The 25184-nt window shown below is 70.5% G+C and carries 25 protein-coding genes; 11 read left to right on the top strand and 14 right to left on the bottom strand.

Annotated features, from left to right (window positions below):
* The first annotated feature begins 321 nt into the window (after positions 1-321).
* Together ABME02_RS01860 and ABME02_RS01855 are read left to right on the top strand one after the other, a co-directional pair.
* Complete coding sequence (locus tag ABME02_RS01860) at positions 322-576, top strand: SGNH/GDSL hydrolase family protein (RefSeq protein WP_353813565.1); 255 nt, start codon at positions 322-324, stop codon at positions 574-576.
* A gap of 95 nt (positions 577-671) precedes the next feature.
* Complete coding sequence (locus ABME02_RS01855) at positions 672-2402, top strand: hypothetical protein (RefSeq protein ID WP_353813564.1); 1731 nt, start codon at positions 672-674, stop codon at positions 2400-2402.
* A gap of 37 nt (positions 2403-2439) precedes the next feature.
* On the opposite strand, the gene ABME02_RS01850 is transcribed toward ABME02_RS01855, so the two are convergent.
* Entirely contained in the window at positions 2440-2880 is a 441-nt protein-coding gene (locus ABME02_RS01850; protein ID WP_353813563.1) for a VOC family protein, read from the bottom strand.
* A gap of 133 nt (positions 2881-3013) precedes the next feature.
* On the opposite strand from ABME02_RS01850, the gene ABME02_RS01845 reads away from it, so the two are divergent.
* Entirely contained in the window at positions 3014-3382 is a 369-nt protein-coding gene (locus tag ABME02_RS01845; RefSeq protein WP_353813562.1) for a nuclear transport factor 2 family protein, read from the top strand.
* A 25-nt stretch (positions 3383-3407) separates the two neighbouring features.
* Here the strand turns inward: ABME02_RS01845 and ABME02_RS01840 are convergent, their stop codons facing one another.
* The 7 genes from ABME02_RS01840 to ABME02_RS01810 form a co-directional block, all read right to left on the bottom strand.
* Positions 3408-3776 carry a cupin domain-containing protein gene (locus ABME02_RS01840; RefSeq protein ID WP_353813561.1) on the bottom strand — a complete coding sequence of 123 codons (369 nt, stop codon included), beginning with the start codon at positions 3774-3776 and terminating at the stop codon, positions 3408-3410.
* A gap of 112 nt (positions 3777-3888) precedes the next feature.
* The gene (locus tag ABME02_RS01835; protein WP_353813825.1) at positions 3889-6183 is read right to left on the bottom strand and encodes an exo-beta-d-1,3/1,6-glucosidase; all 2295 of its coding nucleotides are present in this window, start codon (positions 6181-6183) and stop codon (positions 3889-3891) included.
* Positions 6184-6206: 23 nt separating this feature from the next.
* The gene (locus ABME02_RS01830) at positions 6207-7277 is read right to left on the bottom strand and encodes an ABC transporter permease (protein WP_353813560.1); all 1071 of its coding nucleotides are present in this window, start codon (positions 7275-7277) and stop codon (positions 6207-6209) included.
* 3 nt (positions 7278-7280) lie between these two features.
* Positions 7281-8411, bottom strand: a complete 1131-nt coding sequence (locus tag ABME02_RS01825; protein WP_353813559.1) for an ABC transporter permease — start codon at positions 8409-8411, stop codon at positions 7281-7283.
* The gene (locus ABME02_RS01820) at positions 8408-9217 is read right to left on the bottom strand and encodes an ABC transporter ATP-binding protein (protein WP_353813558.1); all 810 of its coding nucleotides are present in this window, start codon (positions 9215-9217) and stop codon (positions 8408-8410) included. The genes ABME02_RS01825 and ABME02_RS01820 overlap by 4 nt, the downstream gene beginning before the upstream one ends.
* Positions 9214-10038, bottom strand: a complete 825-nt coding sequence (locus ABME02_RS01815) for an ABC transporter ATP-binding protein (RefSeq protein ID WP_353813557.1) — start codon at positions 10036-10038, stop codon at positions 9214-9216. Before ABME02_RS01815 ends, ABME02_RS01820 begins: the two co-directional genes overlap by 4 nt.
* A gap of 78 nt (positions 10039-10116) precedes the next feature.
* The gene (locus ABME02_RS01810; protein WP_353813556.1) at positions 10117-11772 is read right to left on the bottom strand and encodes an ABC transporter substrate-binding protein; all 1656 of its coding nucleotides are present in this window, start codon (positions 11770-11772) and stop codon (positions 10117-10119) included.
* Between the two features lie 189 nt (positions 11773-11961).
* Between ABME02_RS01810 and ABME02_RS01805 the strand changes: the two genes are divergently transcribed.
* Both ABME02_RS01805 and ABME02_RS01800 read left to right on the top strand, forming a co-directional pair.
* Complete coding sequence (locus ABME02_RS01805) at positions 11962-12594, top strand: TetR/AcrR family transcriptional regulator (RefSeq protein ID WP_353813555.1); 633 nt, start codon at positions 11962-11964, stop codon at positions 12592-12594.
* A 117-nt stretch (positions 12595-12711) separates the two neighbouring features.
* Positions 12712-12984 carry a DUF1905 domain-containing protein gene (locus ABME02_RS01800; protein ID WP_353813554.1) on the top strand — a complete coding sequence of 91 codons (273 nt, stop codon included), beginning with the start codon at positions 12712-12714 and terminating at the stop codon, positions 12982-12984.
* Positions 12985-13059: 75 nt separating this feature from the next.
* Here ABME02_RS01800 and ABME02_RS01795 read toward each other — a convergent pair whose 3' ends face one another.
* Positions 13060-14487, bottom strand: a complete 1428-nt coding sequence (locus ABME02_RS01795) for an HNH endonuclease signature motif containing protein (protein WP_353813553.1) — start codon at positions 14485-14487, stop codon at positions 13060-13062.
* A 195-nt stretch (positions 14488-14682) separates the two neighbouring features.
* The gene (locus tag ABME02_RS01790) at positions 14683-15234 is read right to left on the bottom strand and encodes a TetR/AcrR family transcriptional regulator (protein ID WP_353813552.1); all 552 of its coding nucleotides are present in this window, start codon (positions 15232-15234) and stop codon (positions 14683-14685) included.
* An 84-nt stretch (positions 15235-15318) separates the two neighbouring features.
* Between ABME02_RS01790 and ABME02_RS01785 the strand changes: the two genes are divergently transcribed.
* Entirely contained in the window at positions 15319-16188 is an 870-nt protein-coding gene (locus tag ABME02_RS01785; RefSeq protein WP_353813551.1) for an alpha/beta fold hydrolase, read from the top strand.
* A 41-nt stretch (positions 16189-16229) separates the two neighbouring features.
* Here the strand turns inward: ABME02_RS01785 and ABME02_RS01780 are convergent, their stop codons facing one another.
* On the bottom strand, positions 16230-17138 hold the full coding sequence (locus tag ABME02_RS01780) for an alpha/beta fold hydrolase (protein ID WP_353813550.1): 909 nt from the start codon (positions 17136-17138) through the stop codon (positions 16230-16232).
* 148 nt (positions 17139-17286) lie between these two features.
* Here ABME02_RS01780 and ABME02_RS01775 point away from each other — a divergent pair, with 148 nt between their 5' ends.
* Both ABME02_RS01775 and ABME02_RS01770 read left to right on the top strand, forming a co-directional pair.
* The gene (locus ABME02_RS01775) at positions 17287-17490 is read left to right on the top strand and encodes a CopG family transcriptional regulator (protein ID WP_353813549.1); all 204 of its coding nucleotides are present in this window, start codon (positions 17287-17289) and stop codon (positions 17488-17490) included.
* Positions 17487-17870 carry a type II toxin-antitoxin system death-on-curing family toxin gene (locus ABME02_RS01770; RefSeq protein WP_353813548.1) on the top strand — a complete coding sequence of 128 codons (384 nt, stop codon included), beginning with the start codon at positions 17487-17489 and terminating at the stop codon, positions 17868-17870. The genes ABME02_RS01775 and ABME02_RS01770 overlap by 4 nt, the downstream gene beginning before the upstream one ends.
* A 52-nt stretch (positions 17871-17922) precedes the next feature.
* On the opposite strand, the gene ABME02_RS01765 is transcribed toward ABME02_RS01770, so the two are convergent.
* Together ABME02_RS01765 and ABME02_RS01760 are read right to left on the bottom strand one after the other, a co-directional pair.
* The gene (locus ABME02_RS01765) at positions 17923-19251 is read right to left on the bottom strand and encodes a hypothetical protein (protein ID WP_353813547.1); all 1329 of its coding nucleotides are present in this window, start codon (positions 19249-19251) and stop codon (positions 17923-17925) included.
* A gap of 71 nt (positions 19252-19322) precedes the next feature.
* A complete protein-coding gene (locus ABME02_RS01760; RefSeq protein WP_353813546.1) occupies positions 19323-20405 on the bottom strand; it encodes a parallel beta-helix domain-containing protein in 1083 nt (360 codons plus the stop codon).
* Positions 20406-20528: 123 nt separating this feature from the next.
* Here ABME02_RS01760 and ABME02_RS01755 point away from each other — a divergent pair, with 123 nt between their 5' ends.
* The 3 genes from ABME02_RS01755 to ABME02_RS01745 are packed head-to-tail and all read left to right on the top strand — an operon-like array spanning position 20529 to position 23292.
* Positions 20529-20882, top strand: a complete 354-nt coding sequence (locus ABME02_RS01755) for a response regulator (protein WP_353813545.1) — start codon at positions 20529-20531, stop codon at positions 20880-20882.
* Entirely contained in the window at positions 20879-22657 is a 1779-nt protein-coding gene (locus ABME02_RS01750; protein WP_353813544.1) for a sensor histidine kinase, read from the top strand. Before ABME02_RS01755 ends, ABME02_RS01750 begins: the two co-directional genes overlap by 4 nt.
* A complete protein-coding gene (locus ABME02_RS01745) occupies positions 22657-23292 on the top strand; it encodes a LuxR C-terminal-related transcriptional regulator (protein ID WP_353813543.1) in 636 nt (211 codons plus the stop codon). Before ABME02_RS01750 ends, ABME02_RS01745 begins: the two co-directional genes overlap by 1 nt.
* Before the next feature lie 51 nt (positions 23293-23343).
* Here the strand turns inward: ABME02_RS01745 and ABME02_RS01740 are convergent, their stop codons facing one another.
* The gene (locus ABME02_RS01740) at positions 23344-25155 is read right to left on the bottom strand and encodes an ABC1 kinase family protein (RefSeq protein WP_353813542.1); all 1812 of its coding nucleotides are present in this window, start codon (positions 25153-25155) and stop codon (positions 23344-23346) included.
* Positions 25156-25184 lie beyond the last annotated feature (29 nt).

Here is a 25184-nt window from a genome sequence, read left to right as displayed (position 1 = left end):
GCGCGATCGTCGGATGCTCCGTACCGGCGTCCGACCGGACGGCGGGGTCGGAGGCATCCGCTCGCACCGAGCTCGGCACGTTCGCCGCCGTCGGCGACTCGATCACCGATGCCGACAGCCGCGACTTCGTGACCGGGGACCTTGGGCCCCGCGTCGTGGGCGTCGCACGTCGTCGACCAGGGCTTCACCTTCGCGGGCGGGTGGCGGAGTGGGGCGCGACGACCGAGCGGATGGCGGAGTCGGTCGCGCCCGTCGAGGCCGACGTGCTCGTGATCCTCGCCGTCACGAACGACCTCGCGTTCGGCGTCCCGTTCGGCGGAGATGAACGAGCGCCTCGACGACCTGACCGACGAGCGCGGGTGGCGGTTCGTCGACGCCTGCGCGGGCCTGCGCACCCTCGACGGGCGGTTCGCGGAGGGCATGACCTCCGACGGGCTGCATCCGTCGGAGGAGGGCGCCCGGGTGCTCGGCGCCGCGATCGCCGAGCGGCTGCGGGAGGGGTCAGGCCAAGCATCCGGCACGTGCCGACGTGCCTCGTCCTCGGGACCAAGGTCACTCCACGCGCCCCGCGCATGAGGCTAGGTTCTGGGGCCGTACGCGACGACCGGTCGTGACGGCGGGGGCGCCTGGGGGAGACGAGCGCGCCCCGCAGATCTCAATGGGGTGATCTGATGAAGTCCTCGTCGATGCAGTGGGCCGCGCAACTGGCGCTCGTGGGGCTGGTGCTCACGACCGCCGCGATCGATTCCGGTGCGAGATCCGGTCCACCGGCGGAGGGCGCGCAGGCGACCGCCGCCGGCCTGCAGGCCGCGGTCGCGAATGCCTCGACGAAGGTGCCGGAGGGCACGGGCAACCTCGCCGAGGACATCCGGATCATGCTCCTGCGGTCGTACGTTCCCGCCGACGGGCGCCTGTCCATCGACGCCGACCCGCCGAAGATCACGATCGTGAAGCGCGATCCGTCCTCCGGCGACCTCACGCGGTTCGAACTGCCCGACTGCCCGACGCGCATCACCGACACCGACGCGTTCACCGACCTCTTCAACGACACGAAGAGCGAGACCGTCGAGCAGCACTTCCGCGACATGGCCGCCGACCTCGGGTTCAAGAAGAAGGACCTCGCTCGCGCGGGCACGGCCTTCCCGTACTGCAGCTGGTGGGCGCGCATCAACACCAAGGTGTACGACAGCCGCGACTACACGCGGAACACGACGCCGGTGCAGGACGGCATGGACATCTTCCTCCCCGACTCGGATGCCACGTACTGGGCGGTCCCGTTCGACGCGAGCACCGAACCGGACCGCCACGGACTCGTCCTCGACCACGTCGAGATCGACGGTCAGTTCCAGGAGCAGCTGTTCATGTCGTACGTGCTCTACGACTCGAGCATGGACTTCTACTACTACGAGAACGGCGCCGGCACGATCTGCCAGTCGTACAACACCGACTTCCAGATCGAACCGGATGCCGGTTCCGTCAACCCGTGGGTCGACGACAGCACGGCGTACGAGGACACGTACACCATCCGGCTCGTGCCCGATCCGCAGGGCACGGACTGCAGCGGTGGCGGTCCCGGCGCCTTCGCCAGCGACGGCACGGACTTCAACGTACTGCCGCTGAATCGCACGGGCTCGGGGTACGGCCCTTCGGCGTCGAGCGCGAGCCCGGTGCAGGGCGACTTCTTCGGGGCGGCCGCCGACGGCTCGGTCCCGCGCGCCTCGAACGCCTGCGCCTACGTGGGTGCCGACCTGACGCCGTGCTCGACGCCGCTGATGTTCGTCGCGCCCACGGCCGCGGCGCAGAACAGCGTGTGGTCGAACCCGGTCGCCGGGTACCTCGCCGCCGGATTCATCCCGGCGCCGGACGAGGTGTACGTCTTCCGCGGCAAGGCTCCGCGCGTCCCGGTGGGTGCGAGCCCGGTGCCGTGGAACGACAACGATCCGGCGGAGTACGACATGAGGTACTTCTCGCTCTGCCTCGACAAGAAGGTCTGGCCGTACCCGGCGCAGGATGCGAACTGGTCGTGCGCCAACGGCTCGTTCGGCAGCGGCGAGTACGACCCCGTGAAGAACCCCGACGGCCTGACGCGGCTCGCCATCGGCGCGGACGGGTACTGGACCGCGATCGTGTCGTCGGCGGACCTCAGCGACAGCCAGCAGGTCGGCGATGCGACCGTGCTCCGCGTGGAGGCCGGCGTGCCGGCGGCGATGATCATGCGCCACATGGTCGTCAGCGACGACTTCCACAACGCCGTGCAGGACGTCCCGCGCGACGGGGCGTGGACGTCGGCGTTCGCGACCCTCGGCGAGTACTACCCGGTGAACTCGGTCGTCTGCAACCTCGGACAGTTCGAGCAGCGGGGCTGGCAGGAGGGCGGATGCTTCGTGCCCCCGGTGGGCTGAGCCGGGTCACCGGTGCGCGCTGGGCCGAGCGGGCGGGTCACCCGACCTGCTCGGCCAGCGCGACGATGATGCCCGCAGGCCCGCGCAGGTAGCAGAGACGGTACTCGTCCTCGTAGTTCGCGACCTCGCGCAGCAGTTCGCCGCCGAGCGGGCGCAGGCGGGCGAGCGTGTCGTCGAGGTCGTCGACGGCGAACATCACGCGGTGCAGCCCGAGCGTGTTGGGCGGTGGCATCGCGGGTGACGGGGCGGATGCCTCGGGGCGGAGGTACGTCGTCAGCTCGAGCCGGCCGTGGCCGTCGGGCACGCGCATCATCGCGATCTCGCTCCGGATGCTGTCGAGGCCGACGGCCTGGTCGGCGAACAGCCCCTCTATGTGCTGGCGGCCCTCGAGCTCCATGCCGAGCTCGGCGAAGAACGCGATCGCCGCATCCAGGTCGTCGACGACGATGGCGACGTTGTCCATGCGCTGGATGGTCATGCGCCGAGCCTAGGGGCGCCCCATGGGATCCACGCGCCATCCGACCCATGCATCTTGACGAACGGCCCTGACGGGGCGATGGTGAACACGTCAACCGCGATGGCGCGGGATGCCGCGCGAGGGAGCGAGCCGCATGGAGACCACGACCGACCTCACCACCGAGCAGATCGCCCGAGCGTTCTCGGGCCATCGATTCGACCTGGCCCTCCAGCATCTCGCGGATGACGTGATCTGGACCTCCGTCGGCGGCGGTCCGCTGGTGGGCAGGAAGGCGGTGGCGAAGGCGATCGAGCGCACTGCCGCCGATCTCGCCGACGTCACGACGGAGTTCCAGCGGTTCCGTTCGGTCGTGGGCGAGGACAGCGTCGTCGTCGATGCGCTCGCTCGCTACACCGACGCCGACGGCGGGGTGTCGATCGTGGCGTCCTGCGACGTCTTCGACTTCGCGGCCGACGGCCGGATCACGGAGATCGTGTCGTACATGATCGAGCTGCCGAACTGAGGCGCCGGCCGCGTTCGGCGCCGGGTCAGTCGAGTTCGCGGAGCTCGGTCGTGCGCTCGCTCGGGGTGTCGCCCGTGTTCACGACGCCCTGCGGCTCGATGAGGATCGCCGAGACCTCGCCCGCGGCCTTCGGGCAGTGCTCGACGCCGCGCGGGACGACGTAGACGTCGCCCGGCCCGAGCTCCACGTCGCCCGCTCGCAGCTGGATGACGAGCTGCCCCGAGAGCACCATGAACAGCTCGTCGGTGTCGGGGTGCGAGTGCCACGTGAACTCGCCGAGGAGCTTCACGACCTTCACGTCGTAGTCGTTCACGCTCGCGAGCCGGTGGGGCTGCCAGTGCTCCGTGAACGAGTCGAGGGCGTCGTGCACGTTGCGGATCCGGGCGTCGCTCATGGTCCGATCCTCGCCCCGGCGATCGCCCGCCGCAACGCGGGCAACCCCGTCGCCCACGTGGGGAGGAATGGGGGCGACGACGAGACCGGAACCCGTCGTCGCCCCCGCACCGTCACCCCTCCGTGGCTGCGACCGGCGCGGCCACCACGGCGAAGGATGCCGCGAGCAGCGCCTCGTCGCGCGAGGAGGGCCCGACCAGCAGCTCGAACGTTCCCGGCTCGACCACGCGCGTGCCGTTCGCGTCGACGAGCGTGCAGTCGGCGACGGCGAGCTCGACGGAGACCACGCGCGACTCGCCCGGTTCGAGGTCGACGAGGCGGTACGCCTTCAGCTCGGTGTCCGCCCAGCTCACCGACGTCACCTGGTCGCGGAGGTACGCCTGCACCACCTCGCGTGCCGGACGGGTCCCGGTGTTCGTGACGCGGACCTCGGCCCGCACCGTGGCATCGGGCGCGACGGCGTCGTCGAGGACCCGGAGGTCGTCGTACTCGACGGTGGTGTACGTCAGGCCCTCGCCGAACGCGTACGCCGGGCTCTGCGTGAGGTCGGCGTAGCGGGTGCCGTGCTGGCCTCGGATCTGGTTGTAGTAGGTCGGCTGCTGGCCGGCGTGCCGGGCGAACGAGATCGGCAGGCGCCCGCTCGGCTCGACGAGTCCGAGCAGCAGCTCGGCGATGGCCCGCCCGCCTTCCATGCCGGGGTTCGCGGCCCAGACGAGCGCCGACGCGCGCTCCGCCGACGGCGGGAGCACGAGGGGCTTCGAGGCGAGCAGCACGACGACGAAGGGCGTGCCGGTCTCGGCGACCGCGTCGAGGAGCGCGACCTGGTCGCCGACGAGTTCGAGCGTCGCGGTCGAACGGCCCTCGCCGACGAGCTCGATGCGGTCGCCGACCACCACGACGGCGAGGTCGCTGCGACGTGCGGCGTCTGCGGCCTCGGCGATGAGCGCCTCGTCGGGTGCGCAGGGCACGACCACCTGCGGTCGCGGCTGGCCGTCGGGGAAGAACGCGCCCGCGGGATCCTCGTCGAGGGTCAGGATGCGCGCACCCTCGGCGTGCTCGACCGTCCAGTCGGCCGGCGTGGTGCGCCGCAGCCCGTCGAGCACGGTCGTGATCATGCCGCGCGGGTGGCCGTCGGGCAGCCAGTCCGCCTGTCCCGACGAGCCCGCCCAGTCGCCGAGCTGCGTCTGCGCGTCGTCGGCGAGCGGGCCGATGACGGCGACCCGTCGGGGGGTGCCGTCCGAGATCGCGCGGCCCGCGGCATCCGGAACCCGACCGGGCAGGAGTGGGAGCACGCCGTCGTTGCGCAGGAGCACGAGCGACCGGCGGGCCGCCTCGAGGTTGAGCGACGCGTGCGTCGAGCTGCCGACGACCGCGTCGATGCGCGCGAGATCCGGCTTCCGGGGGTTCTCGAAGAGGCCGAACTCGAACTTCAGCAGCAGGATGCGCGAGACCGCGCGGTCGAGGTCGGACTCCGCGAGGAGCCCGCGCTCGATCGCCTCGAGCGCCCCGCGGAAGAAGCCGGGCGTCGTCATGACCATGTCGTTGCCGGCCTTCACCGCGGCGGCCGCCGCGTGGGCGTAGTCGGGCTGCACCTTCTGCTCCCACACCATGCGGCCGACGTTGTCCCAGTCGGTGATGAGCGTGCCCGTGTAGCCCCACTCGCCGCGCAGCACGTCGTTCAGGAGCCACTCGTTCACCGTGATCGGCACGCCGTCGGTGGTCTGGTACCCGAGCATGAACGTGCGGCAGCCCTCCTTCGCCACGCGTTCGAACGGCGGCAGGAACCAGGAGCGGAGCTTGCGGCGCGAGAGGTCGGCCTCGCTCGCGTCGCGGCCGCCCTGCGTCTCGGAGTAGCCGGCGAAGTGCTTGGCGGTCGCGAGGATCGCCGTGTCGTCGTCGAGCCCGCCGCCCTGGTAGCCGCGCACCATCGCCGAGGCGAGCTCGCCGATGAGGAACGGGTCCTCGCCGAAGGTCTCGTCGATGCGCCCCCAGCGCAGGTCGCGCGCGATGCAGAGCACGGGCGAGAAGGTCCAGTGGACCCCGGTCGCGGCGACCTCCACGGCGGTCGCGCGCGCGACCCGCTCCAGCAGGTCGGCGTCCCACGACGCGGCCATGCCGAGCTGGGTCGGGAAGATCGTCGCGCCCTCGAAGAACGAGTGCCCGTGGATGCAGTCCTCCCCGACGAGCAGGGGGATCCGCAGTCGCGTCTGCGCGACGAGCTCGTGGGCGAGCGCGATCCGCTCGGGCGACGCGTGCAGGATCGATCCGACGTGCTGCCGCAGCACCTGGTCCTCGAGGTCCTCGCGGGCGTCGAGCTGCAGCATCTGCCCGACCTTCTCCTCGACCGTCATCCGGGAGAGGAGGTCGGCGATGCGGTCGGCGACGGGGCGGTTCGCGTCGAGGTACATGGGTGCGACGATATCGGCGGTGGTCACGGGTTCTCCTCAGTCCGGGTGGCGGGGCGCACGACGGTCACGGTGTCGTTGACGTTCAGCCCCTTCTTCTTCATCGCGCGGGCCCGCTCGCCGGCGGACCGCAGGCGCGGGTTGACGTACTCGTCGATGCCGAAGTTGATGAGCGAGAGGGCGACGCCGATGGCCGCGATGCAGAGCCCTGGCGGCAGGTACCACCACCACTGGTTCTGCCGGAACGCGCCCTGCGCGCCGGCCCAGTTGAGGATGGTGCCCCAGTTGTAGGTCGTGACCGGGATGACGCCGATGTACGACAGGGTCGTGAGGGCCAGGATGGCCGCGGTCACCGTGCCGACGAAGCTCGCCGCGATGAGCGCCATGAGGTTGGGGAGCATCTCGACCGTGATGATGCGGCGGAGCGGCTCGCCGTTGGCGCGCGCGGCCTGGATGAAGTCGCGGTTGCGCAGCGACATCGTCTGGGCGCGCAGCACGCGGGCGCCCCACGCCCAGCCGATGAGGCCGAGCACCGCGGCCACGACGACCAGCGGCGGGTCCTCGAACATCGACGCGACGATGATGATGAGCGGCAGGCCCGGGATCACGAGGAAGACGTTGGTGAGTGCCGAGAGGCTCTCGCTGCGCCATCCGCGGAGGTAGCCCGACATGACGCCGACGACGATGGCGATGAGGGTCGCGATGATCGCCGCGAGGAATCCGACGACGATCACGCCGCGCGTGCCGTGGATGACCTGGCTCAGCACGTCCTCGCCGATGTGGGTCGTGCCGAGCCAGTGCTCGGCCGACGGCGGCTGGAAGCGCGCGGTGTGGTCGACCGCGGTCGGCGAGTACGGCGCTAGCACGTCGGCGAAGATCGCGACGAGCACGAAGAACCCGAGGATCGACAGGCCTGCGATCGACTTGCCGTTGCGGAACATCGCGAAGGCGGAGCCCAGCTTCGAGCGGAACGTGGGCCGCGTGCGCGGCGGGCGGTCGCCCGGCTCGTCGGCCGTGCGGATGGTCGCGGTCGCCGGCACCCCGGCCGGGCGGGCCGTCGCCGGATCGTTCGTCCGGTCGGTCACGGTGGTGTCCATGGCTCAGGCCTCCGTCTGGCGCGTGCGCGGGTCGAGGAATGCGTAGGCGACGTCGGCCAGGAGGTTCGCCAGCAGCACCGAGAGGGTGATCACGAGGAAGACGCCCTGCATGAGCGCGTAGTCCTTCGCGTTCGTGGCGTCCAGCAGCAGCTTGCCGACGCCCGGGTAGCTGAAGACCATCTCCATCACGATCGTGCCGCCCACGATGAAGCCGATCGACAGCGCGAAGCTCTGGATCTGGGGGAGCACGGCGTTGCGTGCCGCGTAGCCCCAGAGCACGCGCTTGCGGGGCATCCCCTTCGCCTCGGCGACCATGACGTAGTCCTCGTCGAGCACGGTGAGCATCATGTTGCGCATGCCGAGCATCCAGCCGCCGAGCGAGGCGAGGATGATCGTCGCCGCCGGCAGCGTGCCGTGGTGGATGACCTGACCGATGAACTCGGGCGAGAGCTGCGGGCTCATGCCGACGCCGTAGGCCTTGCCGATCGGGAACCAGCCGAGGTTCACCGAGAACAGCGCGATCGCGAGCAGCCCGAGCCAGAAGTAGGGGATGGTGCTGAGGAACGTCGTGACCGGGATCAGTGCGTCGAGCCGGCTGCCCCGGCGCCATCCGACGATCGCGCCGCCGATCGTGCCGATCGCGAACGAGACGATCGTCGCGAAGCCGACGAGTCCGATCGTCCAGGGCAGCGACTGGGCGATGACCTCGGTGACCGGGCGCAGGCCGTGCAGCAGGGAGACGCCGAGGTCGCCGCGCAGGAGCAGCGCCCAGTAGTCGAGGTACTGCTGCCAGAGGCTCTTGTCGGTGTCGAGCCCGAGGAGCGAGCGCAGCGCATCGGCCGCCTCGGGGCTCACGTTGCGGTTGCGCGAGAGGTACTGCGTGACCGCGTCACCCTTCATCATGCGCGGCAGGAAGAAGTTGATCGTGATCGCCGCCCACAGCGTGAACAGGTAGAACACGGCGCGTCCGCCGAGGAATCGCCACGGGACGCGCGAGCGGCCCCTGACCGCACGTGTCGCCGTGGTGCCCGCCTCGACCGCGTCGGGGAGGGTGGCGGCATCCGTGCCCGTGGTCCCGTCGGCGTCGACGGGGCCGCCGCCGCGGGTGTGGACGTGGGGCTGGGTCGTGGTCACTGCGCACCTCCGTGGATGCCGGCTGCCGTGGCGAAGTGCTGGTCGGGGTCGGGGGATGCCGCGCGCAGCGCCTGCGTGTACGGGTCCTTCGGGTTCAGGATGACGTCGTCCGCCGGTCCGCGTTCGACCACGCGCCCCTGGTTGAGCACGAGGATCTCGTCGCTGAAGTGCCGGGCGGTCGCGAGGTCGTGCGTGATGTAGAGCACGCCGAGGCCTTCCTCGCGCTGCAGGTCGGCGAGCAGGTTCAGCACGCCGAGGCGGATCGAGACGTCGAGCATCGACACCGGCTCGTCGGCCACGAGGAGCTTCGGCCGGGAGGCGAGGGCGCGGGCGATCGCGACGCGCTGCCGCTGGCCGCCGGAGAGCTCGTGCGGTCGCCGGTCGATCACGACGTCCGGGTCGAGCCGGACGCGCTCGAGCAGGCGCCGCACCTCGGCGTCCTCCTCCGCCTTCGGCACGATCCGGTCGAGCCGGAGCGGGCGCTGGAGGTGGTACCGGATCGAGTGGTACGGGTTGAGGGACGCGAACGGGTCCTGGAAGACCATCCGCAGCTGCTGGCGGTAGGCGCGCAGCCCCGCGCCGCGACGCGGGATCGGCTGCCCGTCGAGCCGCACCTCGCCGCTCGTCGGGGCCTCGAGCTGGGTCAGGATCTTCGCGATCGTGGACTTGCCGCTGCCGGACTGGCCGACGAGGCCGATCGTCTGGCCGGAGCGGAGCGTGAAGCTCACGTCGTCCAGTGCGGTGATGTGGCCGGCGCCGCGCACCGCGTACACCTTGGTGACGGCATCGAATTCGAGGAGCGTCATCGCAGCACCATCCCCTTCTCTCCGGTGAGGCGCGGGAATGACGACAGCAGCGTCTTCGTGTAGTCGTCCTGCGGGTCGTGCCAGATGCGCTCGGCGGTGTCGAGCTCGACGATCTCGCCGTCGCGCATGATGGCGATGCGGTCGCTGATCTCGAGGAGGAGCGGGAGGTCGTGCGTGATGAAGACGACCGAGAAGCCGAACTCGTGGCGCAGCGCCGAGATCTGGTGGAGGATCTCGCGCTGGACGAGCACGTCGAGGGCCGTGGTCGGCTCGTCCATGATCATGAGCTGCGGGCGGAGCGCGAGCGCCATCGCGATCATGACGCGCTGCCGCATGCCGCCCGACAGCTCGTGCGGGAACGAGCGGTACCGCTGCGCCCCCACCTTGACGATCTCGAGGAGCTCGACGACGGCCTCCCGGCGCTGGGCCTTCGTGAGGCTCGGGCGGTGGACCTCGAAGACGTCCTCGAGCTGCGAGCCGATCGTCGCGACCGGGTTCAGGGAGTTCATCGCGCCCTGGAAGACCATCGAGACCTTGTCCCAACGGAACCGGCGCATCTCGTCGGCCTCGAGCGCGTTGACGTCGATGTCCTCGCCGCTCGCGTCGTGGAAGACGACCGAACCGCTCGTGATCACCGCCGGCGCCTTGAGCAGGCGCTGCACGCCGTAGGCGAGGGTGGTCTTGCCGCATCCGCTCTCGCCGGCGAGGCCGAGGATCTCGCCGCGGCGGAGGTTCAGCGTGACGTTCCTGACCGCTTCCACGGCCGGGTCGACGTCGTACACGACCGAGAAGTCGTGGACGGAGAGCAACGTGTCGCTCATGGGTGGGGGTTCCCTTCGTGAGGTCCGACGGGCGGGTGGGGCGGATGCACCGGATGCATCCGCCCCACCCGGTCCGGGTCAGCCGGCGGGCTGCAGGCTGGTCAGGACCTGGACGATCCCGGGCTGCGTCGGGTCCGCCGAGGCGTACTGGTCGTCCTCAGTCGGCCAGCCGACGTAGTTGCGGGTGTTGTACTCGCCGAGCAGCGGGTGCGAGCCGAGCGGGATGGCCGGCACGTTCTCGACGAACGCGGCCTGCATGACGGCGAGCGCCGCCTCGCGGTCGGCGTCGGACGACGCGTTGGCGTAGGTGTTCAGCGCCTCGGTGACCGCGGGGTCGTCGAAGCGGCCGAAGTTGAACTGCGCGCGGTCGTCGACGATCCACTTCGGGTCCATCGTCGAGGTGTAGAGGCCGTAGGCGTTGCCGGTGTCCTCGAGCCAGTGGATGATCGCCTGGAAGGTGCCCTCCTGGCGAGCGGCGTCCCAGCCGCCCCAGTCGGGCTGGTCGACCTTGACCTCGATGCCGAGCGCCGCGTCGAGCTCCTCGGCGATGAGGGCCTGCTCGGTGTTCCAGTCGCTCCATCCGGCCGGGACCGAGATCGAGAACGAGACGGCCTCGCCGTCGGGGTCGATGAGCTTCTCGTCCTTCCAGGTGTAGCCGGCGTCCTCGAGGATGCCCTTGGCCCGGTCGACGTCGACCTCGTAGACGTCGTCCGCGTACTCGGGCAGGATCTCGTCCTCGAGCAGGCCGCTGAGGCCCGTCGCGCTCCAGATCGCCGTGCTCGCGCCCTCTCGCGCGATGTCGACGTAGGCCTCGCGGTCGATGGTCCACGCGAGCGCCTCGCGGAGGGCGGGGTCGTCGAACGGCTCGGCCTGGAGGTTCATGAACAGGGTGCCGGCGCCGGCGGTGGGCGATGCGAGGAAGTGGTTGTCCTCGTCGGCGGCCAGGTAGCTGTCCTCGATCTGGGGGATGAACGCCTGGGCCCAGTCGGCCTCGCCCGAGACGAGCGCGGTCGTGAGGGCGGCGTTGTCGCCGTAGGAGACGTAGTGCAGCTCGGGCACGGCCAGGTCGCCGCCCCAGTAGTCCTCGTTCGCGGTGAGGGTGACCGACTCGGTCGACCAGGTGTCGAGCACGTAGGGGCCGGTGCCGACGGCGAGCCCCTCGCCGGTGAGCGGGTCGGTGTTCGGGTCGTCGATGCCCTCCCAGATGTGCTTGGGCACGATCGGGGTGTGCAGCACGCGCGACTGCGCGATGTACTTCGAGTCGGCGAACTTCAGGGTGATCGCATCGCCGTCGACGGTCGCGCCCTCGTACTTCAGGCCCGAGGTGTCGGCGAGCCTGCCGGTGAGGAACTGGTCGAAGGTGAAGACGATGTCGTCGCCGGTGAACTCGGTGCCGTCGCTCCAGTTCACGCCGCTGCGCGGGACCACGGTGAGCTCGGTGTAGTCGTCGTTCCACTCGACCGACTCGGCCAGCCACGGGGTGGTGCCGAGGTCGCCCGTCGGGTTCACGAGGGCGAGCGGTTCGAAGATCACCTTGGCGTAGCCGTACTTCGAGGCGGACGAGTCGCCGAGGTACGGGTTGTGCGATTCGGTGGTGATCGCGCCGTCGGGCTTGGCGATCGTCAGGGCGGCGCCGCTCTCCGCCGGGGTGCTGTCGGTGTTCGCGCCGGCGCAACCGGTGAGCACCAGCGTCGCGGCGATGCCGACGACGCCGAGGGACGTACTGAGCCTCATTGCTTCTCCTTCGTGTGGGGGCACGACACCGTGCCTGCCTGAAGGGCGACGCCGGCGTCGAGTGATTGCTGGGTTAACTTACTATCAAGTAAGTAAGTTAATCAACGCGCAGGTTCTGGAGCCTCGGAGGGCGTGCGTAGACTCGGTTCCGACAGGCTGGGAAGGGGGGTGCGACAGATGTCTGGAGCGATGACCGGTCAGCGCCGGCAGCCCCGTTCGCGGCCCGAGACGCTCGCGCGTCGGCGCGACATCCTCGATGCCGCGGTCGAGATCTTCGGGAACAAGGGCTTCGCCGGCGGCACCCTGCAGGAGATCGCCGATCAGGTCGGCATGACCCACGCCGGGATCCTGCACCACTTCGGGTCGAAGGACCAGCTCCTCCTCGAGGTGCTGAGCCACCGCGACGAGACGGATGTCGCCGACCTCGAGGAGCAGCACATCCCGGGCGGCATGGCGCTCTTCCGACACCTGGTGCGCACGGCGTTCGTCAACGCGCACCGGGCCGGCATCGTGCAGGCGTACGTCGTGCTGTCGGCCGAGTCGGTGACCGACGACCACCCGGGGCGCGTGTTCTTCCAGAAGCGCTACGAGACGCTGCGGGGTGAGGTCGCCCGCGCCTTCGAGGTCGTGTGCGAGGAGCACGGCGTCGCTGCGCCTGAAACGATCGAACTCGCCGCGGCCAGCATCCTCGCCGTCATGGACGGCCTGCAGGTGCAGTGGCTGCTCGATCCCGACGCGGTCGACCTCGGTCGCGCGTCGGAGTTCGCCATCGAGGCGATCGTCGACTCGGTGATCTCACCGTCGCCGTCGCCGCTGGCCTGACGACCGAGGGCACGGCGCGAGTGGAGAGCGCGGGGCGGTTCCCGTGGCGGCACGGTCGTCGAGGGCCGCGTCTCCGGACCCTGCGTCGATGACGGCGGGCCCGCCTACGCTGGCGTCATGGCTGAGGACGAGCTGACCTTCCAGACCACGATCGGCGTCGATATCAAGGGCGAGACGTGGAGTTGCGTCGAGATCCCCGGGCCCGCCGAGTTCTTCGGCACGGGCAAATCGGTCCGCGTCGACGCGAGCATCGACGATGTCCGACTCGAGAACGTGGGCGCGATGGTGACGGGGACGGGCGGCCACATGGTGTCGCTGAACGCGAAGGTGCGCAAGGCCCTCGGCAAGGATGTCGGCGACCCGGCCGAGGTCACCGTCGCCAGGCGATAGCCCGTCGGGAGACGGCGTGCCCGGGCCCGGGGAACGACCGGAATCCCCGCACGGGCGAACCGAGTCCGGCGGGCGTCATGCCGCCAGCGCTCCTCGCAACTCGAATCGTGCTCGCCCGCCGAGTCGGGGCACCTGCTCCGGGTCGACGTGCGGTGGCGGGATGAACCAGACGTCGTTCGGGCCGGCGTGGATCCTCCACCCGTCGCGGTGGATCATGTGGTGGCAGAAGCTGCAGAGCAGCACGCCGTTCGACAGGTCGGTCGGGCCGGCGTCACGCTCCCACCAGCGGATGTGATGCGCCTCGACGTAGGTGATGTTCTGACCGCATGAGGCGCAGCCGCCGTCGCGCTCGCCGAGGGCGAGTCGCTGCGCCCGGGTGAACAGCCGGGCCGCTCGGCCGAGGTCGAGCGGAATGCTGTCGCCACCGAGCACGGCCGGGATGAGCTCGGCGTCGGCCGCCATGCGGCGGACCGTGCCGCCGGAGATCGGCTGGTCGAGGCCGTCGATACGGGCGTGCCCGATCTCGCGGACGAGGGTCTCGAGGTCGACGCGGACGACGACCGTGGTCTTCGCGAGCGGCGCGAGGGTCTGCGCGCAGCCGAGTGCATGGCGTGCGAGCGCGGCGAGCGCGTCGGCCTGAATCTGCGGGATCGACCGGCGATACTCCACGACCGGCGTCGGTGCATCGCCGTGAGGATCGCTTCGGCGCAGCGCATCGCTCACGAGAGCGTCGATCGCGGCCTTGACCGGCGCAGCGCTCTCGGGATCGAGGCGGGCGTGCAGGTGCACCATGCCATGGCCGTCTTCGCGCATCGTGAGCGAGCGCTCCATGCGGAGTTCGTCCTCGCGCGGCTCCACGCCGTCGGGATCGAGCCTCGCCTCCGCCTCGCGCACGCCGCGGGTGAGGGTCTCGAGCGGCACACGCCCCGCCAGATCGACGAGTGCCGCCTCGACCACGTCGGCCGGAGCGGCATCCGCCCTCACTGACGCGCGGTCGAGCATCGACGTGATCGCCGATGCGGCCTCGATGCCGATCGTCGCCCATGCCAGTGCGGCGGCGACGTGCGGATGCCGCGACGGCCCGCGCTCACCGCTGAACGTCTGTCGCTCGGCGGTCGCGGTGCCGACGGCGATCAGTCGCTGCGCGTCGGCGCGCGATGCTCCGGTTGCTGCGGCGATGAGCCGGGTCGGATTGCGGAACCCGTGCGCCTTCGCGAGCCCGGTCTCGCCGAACTCGGGCCCGGAGCGCTTCGCCACCTCGGCGGCGACCCGCGCGAGCACGGCCTCGACTCCGCGCCGCATCACGGCGAGCGCGTCGGCGACCTGCACGAGGCCCGGATCGCTCATCTGCTCGACGTCGGCCTGCACCGACTCGCCGTTCACGCCCCACGCCGGCATCGCGCCGGCCCACGCCTCGTCGAGCGCGGCCAGGTCGCGCTCGATCGCTGCCAGCGCGACCGCGGCGGGGAGCGTCGCCTGCTCGAGTGGCCGGGGGAGTTCCATGCCTCCATCCTGGACTCACCCACCGACATCCGTTCGCGCCGGAAATCGCCGATGACCAGCGATTCTCGGTGTTGATGGATGATGCGATCGGCGCCCTGTGGAGGACGAGTCCGGCGCGTCCGGGGTGTCGCCCGCGCCCGGCTCACGCCGTCGCGGCCGGCACCGCCCTCACGCCGCGCTCGCGGCGAGCCACTCTCACGCCGTCGCGGCGAGTGCCCGCACGGCGCGCTCGACGATGGGGCGCACGTCGAGCTCGGGGTCGACGGTGAGGCGGTGCAGGATCAGGCCGTCGCCGAGGGCCATGAGCGCACGCCCCGCGGGGAGCGGGTCGGGGATGCGGGCGGCGGTGACGAGTCGGTCGGTCCACTGCTCGAACTCGCGGCGCTGGCGCTGCAGCGGCGCGAGGAGCTCGTCGTCGGCTCCGAGTTCGAGGAACAGTGCGTACCGGGCGCGCGTCCGCACGGCGAACGGGCCGGTCTGTGCGAGCAGCACTCCGCAGAGTCCCTCGATGATCGTTTCGGGAGTTGGCTCGTCGAACAGCGTGGGGGAGAAGTCGGCGCGCTCCAGGTCGGCCATCCAGTCGATGATCCCGGCGAGCAGCGCGCGCCGAGTGCGGAACCAGTTCGAGGTCGATCCGGGGGGCAGCTCGGCCCGGGCATCCACGCGGGCGTGACTGAGTGCGCGCACGCCCTCCGACCCGAGCAACTGAACGGCCGCCTCGAGCGCCCGTTCCCTCGTCGTCGGCATGGACACCGTCCCGTCTCGCATCTACTATGGACCTAGTGGATCCACTATGAAGCTAGTATCCACTGCTGCAGAGGGGGTTCCCCGATGGACACGCCGATGCCCGAGGCATCCGGATTCGAGCACCTGACCATCACGACCCCGGGGCTCGCCTCGCACGTCGCGGTCATCGGCGAGGGCGATCCCGTCGTCATGCTGCACGGCTTCCCGCAGCACTGGTGGCAGTGGCGCGACATCGGGCCGCGGCTCGCCGAGCAGGGCTATCGGGTGATCTGCCCCGACCTGCGCGGTGCCGGCTGGACCGTCGCCGAGAGCCCCCGGGTCGAGCGCGAGACGCGCCTGCGCGATCTCGTCGCGATCCTCGATGCGATGGACCTCGATCGCGTGCGACTGGTCGGCCATGACATGGGCGCGATCACCGCGATGCAGCTCGCCTACGCGGACCCCGAGCGGGTCGAGGCGCTCGTGTGGCTCGCTGCGCCTCCGCCCTTCATGTCGTTCAGCCCGAAGATGCTGGGCGCGCTGCGTCACCTTCCACCGCTGGTGTGGCACCGGCCCGGCCGCTCGTTCGCGGGACTCTTCGGTCCGGAGTACGCGGCCCGGCCACTCGCACCCGGCACGGTCGAGGCGTACCTGGCGCCGATGCGACGCCCGGAGATCGACGGCGCCGTGCGCCCGCTCTACCGCGGGATGGTGCTGCCCGAGGCGATGCGCATCGCCAGGGGCGCCTACACGGCGCAGCGGCTCCGTCCGCCGACGCTCTGCGTGTTCGGCCGCGGCGACGGCGCCTACACCGAGGCCGACCTGCGACGGCTGAGCGGCGACCCGGCCCGGTACGCCGATCGCTTCGAGTTCGCGTTCATCGACGGGGCGTCGCACTTCATCACGGATGACGCGCCCGAGGCGGTCTCCGAGGTGATCCTCGAGCACTTCGTCGGGGCGGATGCCGCGGCCTGACGGCGGCGGCGCAAGGCACCGTCGGCGCGTCATCGCGTCGGTCAGCGCGCTCGCCGGATCCAGTCGAGCGTCAGGCTCGCGACCGCGTCGGGCGCGTCGTCGGGGAGCAGCTTGCCGGCGTCGTCGACGAAGGCGAACTCGACGTCGTCGGCGTATCGCGCGGGGTCCCCGCAGAGGCGCCGGATGAGCGGCTCCTCGAACCTCGTGTCGACCCGGCCGAACGCGAACAGGGTCGGGATGGTCAGGCGCATGCGCGTGTATGCCCCGCGGCTCAGTCGCATCGACTCGGGGATCACCATGCCGCGGTAGAGCGGGCGCACGGCCCCGTCGATGTCGGCCCGCTGCATGGGTGCGAGATGGGCGTCGATCGTCGTTTCCGGCGTCGGCCGCGCGTTGTACTGGTCGGCCCAGACGCCCCGCAGCGATGCGCCCGGGCGATGCCAGAGCAGCTTCGGCATGTGCCGGAACGCGGCGACGAGCTTCGGGCTGAACGAGATGAACCCGGGCGGCACCGAGAGCTGCACCGCCCGGCCGACGCGGTCGGGGTGGGTGTAGGCGAGCTGCATCGCGGTAATCGCCCCCATGTCGTGGCTGACGAGGTGCACGCGCTCGATTCCGAGGGCGTCGAGCACGGCGAGAAGGTCGTGCATCCGCGTCTCGCGTTCGATGCCGGGGTCGTCGGCCTCGGTCCACCCGGCGCCGCGGAGGTCGGGGCAGATCACGCGATACCCCTGCTCGGCGATGCGAGGTGCGACGCCGCGCCACTGCCACCAGTGCAGCGGGAAGCCGTGCAGCATCACGACGGGTTCGCCGTCGCCGATCGTGGCGACGTGGGTGCGCAGGCCCGCCGTCTCGATCGTGACGTGCTCGAAGCCCGATGCCTCGGGCAGCGGTGGCGCCCACGCCGTCGTTGCGGCGGCGGAATCGCGGTGGGGATCTGGTGCACGCATGACGACTCCTTCGTCGAGCGGAACTACTATGTTTATAGTAGACCCCTTCGCTGAGCGCGTCCAGCGCGTCTCCTCCGGTGGCGTCTGATACCACGCTGGTACCACTCCGGCGTAGAATGGATGCCCACAACGATCGGGAGGGCATTCGATGGCCATGACGCTCCGGCTCGACGAGCACCACGACGAGCTCCTCGAAGCGCTCGCAGCCCGGTTCGGCCGTTCGAAGACCGAGGTGGTCCAGATCGCCCTCGATGAATTGGCTGCGCGGGAGGACAAGTCGGCACGCACGCGCGCCGCGTTCGCTCGCGTGCGCGAGCGGGACGCCGAGCTGCTCGACCGCCTCGCCCGGTGACGGAGTACCTCGACCCCTCCGACGTGGAGGCGCTCCTCGAGGAGGAGGGCTTCTGCTACAAGGACGGCGTTCGTGGCCGGAACCTGCTGCTCTCCGCGCTCGCGTCGCCGATGCCCGTGTTCGGCGAGGAGGTCCATCCGTCACTTGAGGAGAAGGCGGCGGCGCTGCTGCTGGCGGTCAACCGCAACCACGCGCTCGCCGACGGCAACAAGCGCCTGGCATGGTTCGTCACCGTCGCGTTCCTCGAGCTCAACGGGTTCGACCTCGCGGTGACGGACGTCGGGGCCACCGACCGTTTCCTCCGCGCGGTCGCTGCGGGTGAGGTCGAGCTCGACGCGCTCGCCGAGTGGGTCGGCGAACACCTGGACCGGGTGACCTGACGTGCCGCCGCTCCGCGAAGGGGATCGCCCCGGGTGTCCCAGGGCGATCCACCTACGGAGCTGGACTCGGAATCGGCCCATCCCGGCCTGGCGTCGCGACATCGTTCTTGTCCGACGTCGGGATGCGATCCAGGACGACCTGGGCCTGTCGATCGATGAGGCGGGTGAACGCCTCCTGCGAGACCCCGAAGATCACGGCCCACGCGGCGATCTCCTGCTGGCTCGAGATGGTGAAGCTGTCCACGAGCTGCAACAGCAGGAGTGCGAGCACCGCCGTGAGTGCGCCGATCGGGAGCTTGACCAGGATCGACCAGAGCGGCACCGAGTACGGCACGGCCGAGCCGCGGAGGTGGCGGATCCCGATGGCGCCGACCACGGCGGCGCCGACGATGCCGAACATCTCGACGACGGCGACGTCACCCCATGAGGGAGCACTGCCGCCAGACGGGCAGTACGCAGGCTCCGGGCCGGTTCCGATCGGCCAGCACAGGTTGATCGCGTTGGGAGCGATCCAGCCGCCGAATGCCACGACAACCGCCACGGCCATCACGGTGACGCTCGTGATGATCAGCACGTTGCGGAAGTCCCGGACCTGACGATGCTGCTCCGCGCTCACGGCGAACGACGCGCGCAGCGCCATCGCGCCGCGCTTCATGCTGCCGGCCCGAAGCGTGTCGGACCGCTCGTCCGGGAAGGCGTCCGTGGCGCCGTCGAGCGCAACGAGACGCACGTCGCGCGGCTTCAGTCGCTGCGTCGCCCGCTCGCGGATGTCGTCGAGCACGGCGACGTTCTCGACGCGGTCCTCGGTCCACTCGACGAGGAGCACCTCGGCCCGGTGGATGGCGAGCCAGACCCGTTCGAGATCGCTTCCGCGCCAAGCGGTGGCGAACCGGCGGCGGATCATTGGCGCAGACGAGGCGACGGCACTCGCCGAATCGAGAGTCGAACGGATGGCCGACACGATGTCCTCAGGCGCGGTCTCCTCGATCTCGCGAGTTGCGAGGTGCAGCTCGCGAATGCGATCGAGTGCTGCGATACGCCACGCGGCGAGCGGCTTCGGCTTCGCGTTCGCGTTCGCCTTCGCCTCCGACCTCGTCTGCGCGGGCGAGGCCGATGGCGGCGCCGATGACCGCTCAGGACCGTGGGTCTCGCCCGTCGCGTCGCGGTCGTCGTCCCGTGTACCTCCAAGCGTCTGGGTCGGCCGCTCGGCCACGTCCTCCGCAATGGACTCCATCAGCTGCGTGCCGACGATCGCCGAGTGATCGGCAGTGCTTCCCGCACGGCGCCACCGCGCCATCAGGTCGGCCAGCGCATGGCTCAGTCGTGCCAACGCGCTGCCGAGGCGGGTGGCGGGGAGCTGGAGTGCTCGTTCTGCATTCATCGGTTCGGCCTTTCGGTTGTCGATCGCGATTGGAGGTTCGGAACGTCGGACGTCGGCGTCCCAGCGACTGCTCACGGGCACGCAGGCAGCGGAGCCGACCAGGTATCGGCCGAGCGTGCGACGTCGAAGCAGTTCATGCCGCTGCCGTCCCAGAAGACGTCCACGGCGGGGAACGGTGCGAGTCGCGGGTCGGGGTTCGAACCGTTGCCCTGGGTGACGTTCCCGGAGACCACTCCGTCGTCGGGGGTCGGGTCCACCGCCGGGTCGAGCACGGCATACTCGGGCGGCAGCGACAGGACTCCGATGCCGGCGCTGGCGTTGCCGTTCACCGTGTTGCCGATCAAGCGCACGCGATCCCCGGCGATGTTCAGCAGGCCGATGCCGCCGGGCACCTCGCTGAGCAGCTCGCCGGGGTCGGTGATCGGGTTGGCTCGCCGGTTGCCCGAGAACGTGTTGTCCTCGACGAGGATGTCCTCGGTCGTCTTCACCGCCAGGCCGGGGATTGCGAAGACGATGGCACCGACGGCGTTCGCGGTGGCGACGTTGCGACGGACCGTGACGCGGCTGGCGAGTTCGACCTCGATCCCGACCGTATTGTCGTGGACGACGTTGGCGTCGATCAGGATGTCGGTCGACTGCCCGATGTAGATGCCGGAGTCGCGCGCGCCCGACACCTCGTTGTGGTCGATGCGGCCGTCGGTGCTCGCGATCGGATAGATCCCGTAGAGCGGGTTGTCGACATAGCTGCCCTCGGTCAAGCGGAAGCCGTCGACGCCGCGGAGCAGGACGCCGCTCAGCGAGTACCCGCGGATCTCGAGCCCGTGGAGTGAGAAACCCGAGAGTCGGCTCCCGTCGGTGCTGCGGACGCGGATGCCGATCGGTGCGCCGAGGCCCGTCCCGTCGAGCACTGCGCCATCTTCGCCGAGGATGGTCAGGTCGGAGGTGGTGACGCGAACGACCTCACGGTAGACGCCTGCTGGTACGACGACCGTGTCGCCGGGTGAGGCGGCATCGACTGCGGCTTGGATCGTCGTGGTGACGACGACGTTCGTATCGGCGGTCGCAGGCAGGGCGGGGCCGGCCACGAGGAGGCCGATTGCCGAGAGCGTGGCCAGGATGGCGGCCGGCCTCGGACGGTGCGTGACGATGGCCATGATGAACTCCTTCGATTCGTGCTCCTCCCACGGTGCGGGTGAGCACCGGAGGCGGCCTCCCTGAAACCATTGATTCCGGCCGGATTTCCTCGCCGCCCGCTCGGCCCGGTGTGAGAATCAAGCGTGGCCAGGACCGTGCTCCTCGTGGATGACCACGGCGGGTTCCGCCGGATGGCCCGCCTCCTGCTGGAGCGCGCGGGATACGTCGTCGCCGGTGAAGCCGACTCCGCAGCCGACGCGGTCGATTCAGTGCGGCGGTTGGGTCCCGACCTCGTCCTCCTCGACGTGCTGCTGCCCGACGGCAACGGAGCCGATGTGGCAGAGACGCTCGCAAGGCTCCCTCGCCCGCCGGGCGTGGTCCTGACCTCGAGCTATCCCAGCGGAGGACTCGGCGACCGGTTGCAGAACCTTCCGCTGCTCGGCTTCCTGCAGAAGGACGAACTCTCCGTCGAACGCCTGAGAGAGCTGTTCGGATGACTGCCTCCGAGTCTCGTGGTCGGTCGCCGCTCGACCGGCCCGCGCTCGTCCTGCTCGTGGCTACGATCCTGATGCTCGCGGTCGATGCGTGGGTGCTCGCCACCGTCTCCTATCGCTCGTCCGTGATCACCGTGGTGCGCGAGTCGTTGTTCGTCGCGGCATGGATCGGAGTGGGCGTCGTCGCGTTGCGGGTGCGCCGCTCGTTCTTGGCGCGTCGGATCCTCGCGCTCACGCTCGTACTCGCGGCGAACTTCGTCGGCTCCGCTCGGCTCGTGAGTGAGGCCATCCCCATCCGGGCGCTCGACACGCTCGTCGCGATCCTGGTTCCGCTACAGGTCGCGTTCACGGCGCACCTCCTCGCGTCGTACCCGAGCGGACGGCTGAAGGGGCCCGGCGAGCGGCGACTGGTGTCCACGGCATACGTCGTGGGTGGACTCCAGGGCCTCTGGTGGGCGTTCGCCGTGGCCGGCCCGGATGACTGCGTCGAGTGCACGCGGCACCTGGTCGCCATTGAGATCACCGAGCCCGTCGACCGTGCAGTCACCATCGTGTTCGTCGTCGCGTGGGTGATCCTCGCCGCCGGCCTCGTCGCAATCCTGGTCGCACGGTACCGTCGGGCGGGCCGACGGGAGCGCCGACTGCTTCGCCTGCCGTACCTGTCGATCGCGGTCAGTGCGACGTTGTACGCCGCCCTGACGGTCACCGCCGCCATGCAGGGCGAACGCAGCCCGTGGCTCGTCTCGACCGGGACGCTGGCCGCCTTCCAGCTCATCGTGCTGCTGGGCATCCCACTCAGTATCCTCGTCAGCCTGCTGCACGAGCGGCTCGCCTACCGCCCCATCGGCGAGCTCGTCGTCGAACTGGCGGGGGGCACTGACACCGACCTCGAGCGGTCGCTGGCCGTGGCACTTCGCGATCCCGAACTCTCGATCGCGTTCCCGATCGATGGAGGCTTCGTCGATTCGCACGGGCGGCTGGTGCCGCGACCCGAGCCGGACGGCCGAACCACGGTGACGCCGGTGAGCAATGGTGACGGCGGCACGCCGCTGGCGTTGATCCGCCACGATCGCTCGCTCGACGATGAGCCCGCCCTCCTGACCGCAGCGGGGTCCGCGACCAGGCTCATCCTCGAGAACACCCGGCTCCAGGCCGAGGTGCGGGCGCAGCTGATGCAGGTCCGCGAGTCGCGCACGCGTATCGTCACGGCGACGGATGCCGCGCGGGCGCGGCTCGAACGCGACCTCCACGATGGCGCGCAGCAGCGGCTCCTGGCCATCGGCATCGCACTGCAGCTGCTTCGGCAGCAACCAGGCGACGCGGCGTTGCTCGAGGCAGCGGAGTCCGAGCTCGCCAGCGCGCTGGCCGAGCTGCGCGATCTCGCCGCCGGAATCCACCCGGCCGTGCTCACCGACCTCGGGCTCCTCGCGGCGCTCGAGGACCTGGTCGCGCGGCTCGGCGAACGGGTCCGCCTCGAGATCGCCTCGCCGATCCCTCGTTGCGCTGCGGCGACCGAGGCCGCCGCGTACTTCGCCACGAGCGAGGCGATCACGAATGCCCTGAAGCATGCCGCACCGTCTCCGGTGCTGGTCTCGGTTGCGCAGGACGACGGCCGGCTCATGATTCGCGTCTCCGACGAAGGGCCGGGTGAAGTGGACCCGAACGGCACCGGCATCCTCGGCATCCGGGATCGACTGGCGACCGCCGACGGCGCCCTCATCGTGGACAGCCCGCCCGGGGGCGGCACCCGGCTCACCCTGGAGGTCCCGTGCGCCTGATGGTCGTCGACGACAGCCTCCTCGTTCGAGAGGGCTTGGTCGCGCTGCTCTCCGCACGCGGCCACGAGATCGTCGAGATGGCGGAGAACGCGACGACGGTGCCGGCGCTCTTGAGGACGAGCGCGCCCGACGTGGTGATGCTCGACATCAAGATGCCGCCGACCTACACCGACGAGGGGCTCCGGCTCGCCGCCGGCATCCGTCGTCACCATCCCGGCATCGGAGTGCTGGTGCTCTCCCAGTACTTGGTGGCCTCGTACGCGGCGCTGCTGCTCGAGCACTCCCCGGAACGCGTCGGCTACCTCCTCAAGGACAACGTCCTCCGCGCCGACGTGCTCGACGAGGCGATCGCCCGCGTCGCGGACGGCGGCACGTTCGTCGACGCGATGCTCGTCGAGCGTCTCGTCGCCGCGAACTCGTCACTCGCGGCACTCAGCGAGCGCGAGCGGTCCGTTCTCGCGCTCATGGCCGAGGGACTCTCCGACCGGGGGATCGCCGAACGCCTCACCATCAGCCTGGCCACCGTCTACACCCACGTGCAGCACGTCTTCACGAAGCTCGACCTTCCGGCGACCTCGTCTGACAATCGTCGCGTCCGCGCGGTCGTGGCGTATCTCGCAGCGCGCCGCGGCTGACTCTTCGCGCCAGCCTTGAGCGCAGGCTGGGTCAGGCGTGGCGGAGCCCGCTCACCCCGCCCCGCGCCGCCCGAACGCCCCCGCGAACACGGCGTGCACGAGTGGGATGATCGACACCCCGAGCAGGATCCCGCCCCAGACCGGTTCGTCGAGCCGCAGCAGGATGCCGCCGAGGAACAGCCCCACGAAGATCACCGCCGACACGATCCGGCCGGCCGTGCGCTCGAGGCGGGTCATCCGCTGTTCGATGCGCGGTGACTGAGCGACGAGGCGGCCCTGCTCGATGCGGTCGACGACCTTGTCGAGGCGCTGGGGGAGACGCCAGGCGGTGCCGACCACCGACATGGCCTCCTTGCCGATCGCCTGCACGAGGTTGCCGCGCTCGTCGCGCAGCAGCTGGGCGGCGTAGGGCTCGACGGCGTCCCAGATGTTGAACTCGGGGTCGAGCGAGCTGCACATACCCGACGTCAAGGACATGGCGCGGATGATGAGCAGGAAGTTCTCGGGCAGCTGGAACGGCAGCGTCCGCATGACCTCCCCGAACTCGATCGCGAATCGTCGCAGTTCGCGCTCGTCGACCTGCGCGAGCTCGGCGAAGCCCATGCCGCCGAAGCGCGCGAACAGCTCGGTCATGGCCCGCTCGAGCTCCGCGGTCTCGGCGGTCGGCAGCAGGAACCCGACGCTGCGGAAGCTCTCGACCAGGCGCTTGCCGTCGCGCGCCGCCACCGCGATCATCAGCTGCTGCAGCGCCTGCCGCAGCCCGTCGGGCACCTGGCCCATCATGCCGAAGTCGATGAACGTCAGTTGCCAGGCGGGCGCGGCGGGCGCGGTGGTCGCCTCGGCAGGGCCGGACGGGGCAGCGGATGCCGCGTCGGGCGCCGGCCCCGGAGCATCCGTGCCCGTCGACGGCAGCGATGCGGACCCCGCGCCATCCGTCTCACCCGACAGCACCCCGACCGGCGTGACGAAGATGTTCCCGGGGTGCGGGTCGGCGTGGAAGTACCCGTCGCGGAAGAGCTGGTCGAACATGACCGTCGCGAACTGCGCGGCGACGGCCTTCGGGTCGATGCCGGCGGCGATGAGCGCCGCGCGGTCGTTGATCTTGATCGCGGTGACATCGGCGAGGGTGAGCACGCGGCGCGTGGTGCGCTCCCAGACGACCTCGGGCGCGGCGACGCGCGGGTCGCCCGCGAAGCTCGCCGCGAAGCGCTCGGCGTTCTGCGCCTCGTTGACGTAGTCGATCTCCTCGAGGCTCGTCGTGGCGAACTCCTCGACGAGGCTGGGCAGGTCGACGCGGTTCGCGACGAATCGCACGCGGCTGAGCCAGTCGGCGACGCGGCGGAGCGCCTTGAGGTCGACGTCGACGATCACCTCGATGCCGGGCCGCTGCACCTTCACGACGGCGTCGTCGTAGCCCATGTCGGCGGCGTCGATGGAGGAGAGCCGGGCGCGGTGCGCCTGGCCGAGGGATGCCGCGGCGACCGGGGTCGGGTCGAACGACGCGTACGCGCGCTCGAGCGGCATGCCGAGCTCGGCCTCGGCGAGGCGGCGGATGTCGTCGAACGGTACGGGCGGCACCTCGTCCTGCAGCCCGGCGAGTTCGCGCGTGATCTCGGGCGGCAGCACGTCGAGCCGCGACGAGAGGTACTGGCCGACCTTGATCATGAGTCCGCCGAGGTCGACGGCGAGCACGTGGAAGCGTTCGGCGATGCGCGTCAGCCGCGCCGCTCGCCCGCGCGCCGCGAACCGGGCGAGCCCAAACCGGGGCAGCACGATCTCGAACCACCAGGTCTGGATGATGTACCTGGCGGCGAATCGGAGGATCCGCCGGTAGCGGGCGCGCGTGTTCCCCACATCGGGCATCCTGCCTGCCGGATGCCGACGTGTCGAGG

It is taken from the genome of Agromyces zhanjiangensis (assembly GCF_040496055.1).
In the GTDB taxonomy this organism is placed as follows: domain Bacteria; phylum Actinomycetota; class Actinomycetes; order Actinomycetales; family Microbacteriaceae; genus Agromyces; species Agromyces zhanjiangensis.
The sequence above is the reverse complement of the archived record's forward strand: the minus strand, read 5'-3'. Positions and strand labels throughout refer to the sequence as shown.

Coding starts and splice junctions, on each gene's coding strand:
- ABME02_RS01780 (WP_353813550.1), bottom strand. CDS start 17,138: ATGCGTGCACCAGATCCCCACCGCGATTCCGCCGCCGCAACGACGGCG.
- ABME02_RS01860 (WP_353813565.1), top strand. CDS start 322: ATGAACGAGCGCCTCGACGACCTGACCGACGAGCGCGGGTGGCGGTTC.
- ABME02_RS01810 (WP_353813556.1), bottom strand. CDS start 11,772: ATGAGGCTCAGTACGTCCCTCGGCGTCGTCGGCATCGCCGCGACGCTG.
- ABME02_RS01830 (WP_353813560.1), bottom strand. CDS start 7,277: ATGGACACCACCGTGACCGACCGGACGAACGATCCGGCGACGGCCCGC.
- ABME02_RS01815 (WP_353813557.1), bottom strand. CDS start 10,038: ATGAGCGACACGTTGCTCTCCGTCCACGACTTCTCGGTCGTGTACGAC.
- ABME02_RS01795 (WP_353813553.1), bottom strand. CDS start 14,487: ATGGAACTCCCCCGGCCACTCGAGCAGGCGACGCTCCCCGCCGCGGTC.
- ABME02_RS01820 (WP_353813558.1), bottom strand. CDS start 9,217: ATGACGCTCCTCGAATTCGATGCCGTCACCAAGGTGTACGCGGTGCGC.
- ABME02_RS01845 (WP_353813562.1), top strand. CDS start 3,014: ATGGAGACCACGACCGACCTCACCACCGAGCAGATCGCCCGAGCGTTC.
- ABME02_RS01750 (WP_353813544.1), top strand. CDS start 20,879: ATGACTGCCTCCGAGTCTCGTGGTCGGTCGCCGCTCGACCGGCCCGCG.
- ABME02_RS01835 (WP_353813825.1), bottom strand. CDS start 6,183: ATGTACCTCGACGCGAACCGCCCCGTCGCCGACCGCATCGCCGACCTC.
- ABME02_RS01850 (WP_353813563.1), bottom strand. CDS start 2,880: ATGACCATCCAGCGCATGGACAACGTCGCCATCGTCGTCGACGACCTG.
- ABME02_RS01740 (WP_353813542.1), bottom strand. CDS start 25,155: ATGCCCGATGTGGGGAACACGCGCGCCCGCTACCGGCGGATCCTCCGA.
- ABME02_RS01805 (WP_353813555.1), top strand. CDS start 11,962: ATGACCGGTCAGCGCCGGCAGCCCCGTTCGCGGCCCGAGACGCTCGCG.
- ABME02_RS01765 (WP_353813547.1), bottom strand. CDS start 19,251: ATGAATGCAGAACGAGCACTCCAGCTCCCCGCCACCCGCCTCGGCAGC.
- ABME02_RS01775 (WP_353813549.1), top strand. CDS start 17,287: ATGGCCATGACGCTCCGGCTCGACGAGCACCACGACGAGCTCCTCGAA.
- ABME02_RS01790 (WP_353813552.1), bottom strand. CDS start 15,234: ATGCCGACGACGAGGGAACGGGCGCTCGAGGCGGCCGTTCAGTTGCTC.
- ABME02_RS01760 (WP_353813546.1), bottom strand. CDS start 20,405: ATGGCCATCGTCACGCACCGTCCGAGGCCGGCCGCCATCCTGGCCACG.
- ABME02_RS01840 (WP_353813561.1), bottom strand. CDS start 3,776: ATGAGCGACGCCCGGATCCGCAACGTGCACGACGCCCTCGACTCGTTC.
- ABME02_RS01855 (WP_353813564.1), top strand. CDS start 672: ATGAAGTCCTCGTCGATGCAGTGGGCCGCGCAACTGGCGCTCGTGGGG.
- ABME02_RS01785 (WP_353813551.1), top strand. CDS start 15,319: ATGGACACGCCGATGCCCGAGGCATCCGGATTCGAGCACCTGACCATC.
- ABME02_RS01745 (WP_353813543.1), top strand. CDS start 22,657: ATGGTCGTCGACGACAGCCTCCTCGTTCGAGAGGGCTTGGTCGCGCTG.
- ABME02_RS01800 (WP_353813554.1), top strand. CDS start 12,712: ATGGCTGAGGACGAGCTGACCTTCCAGACCACGATCGGCGTCGATATC.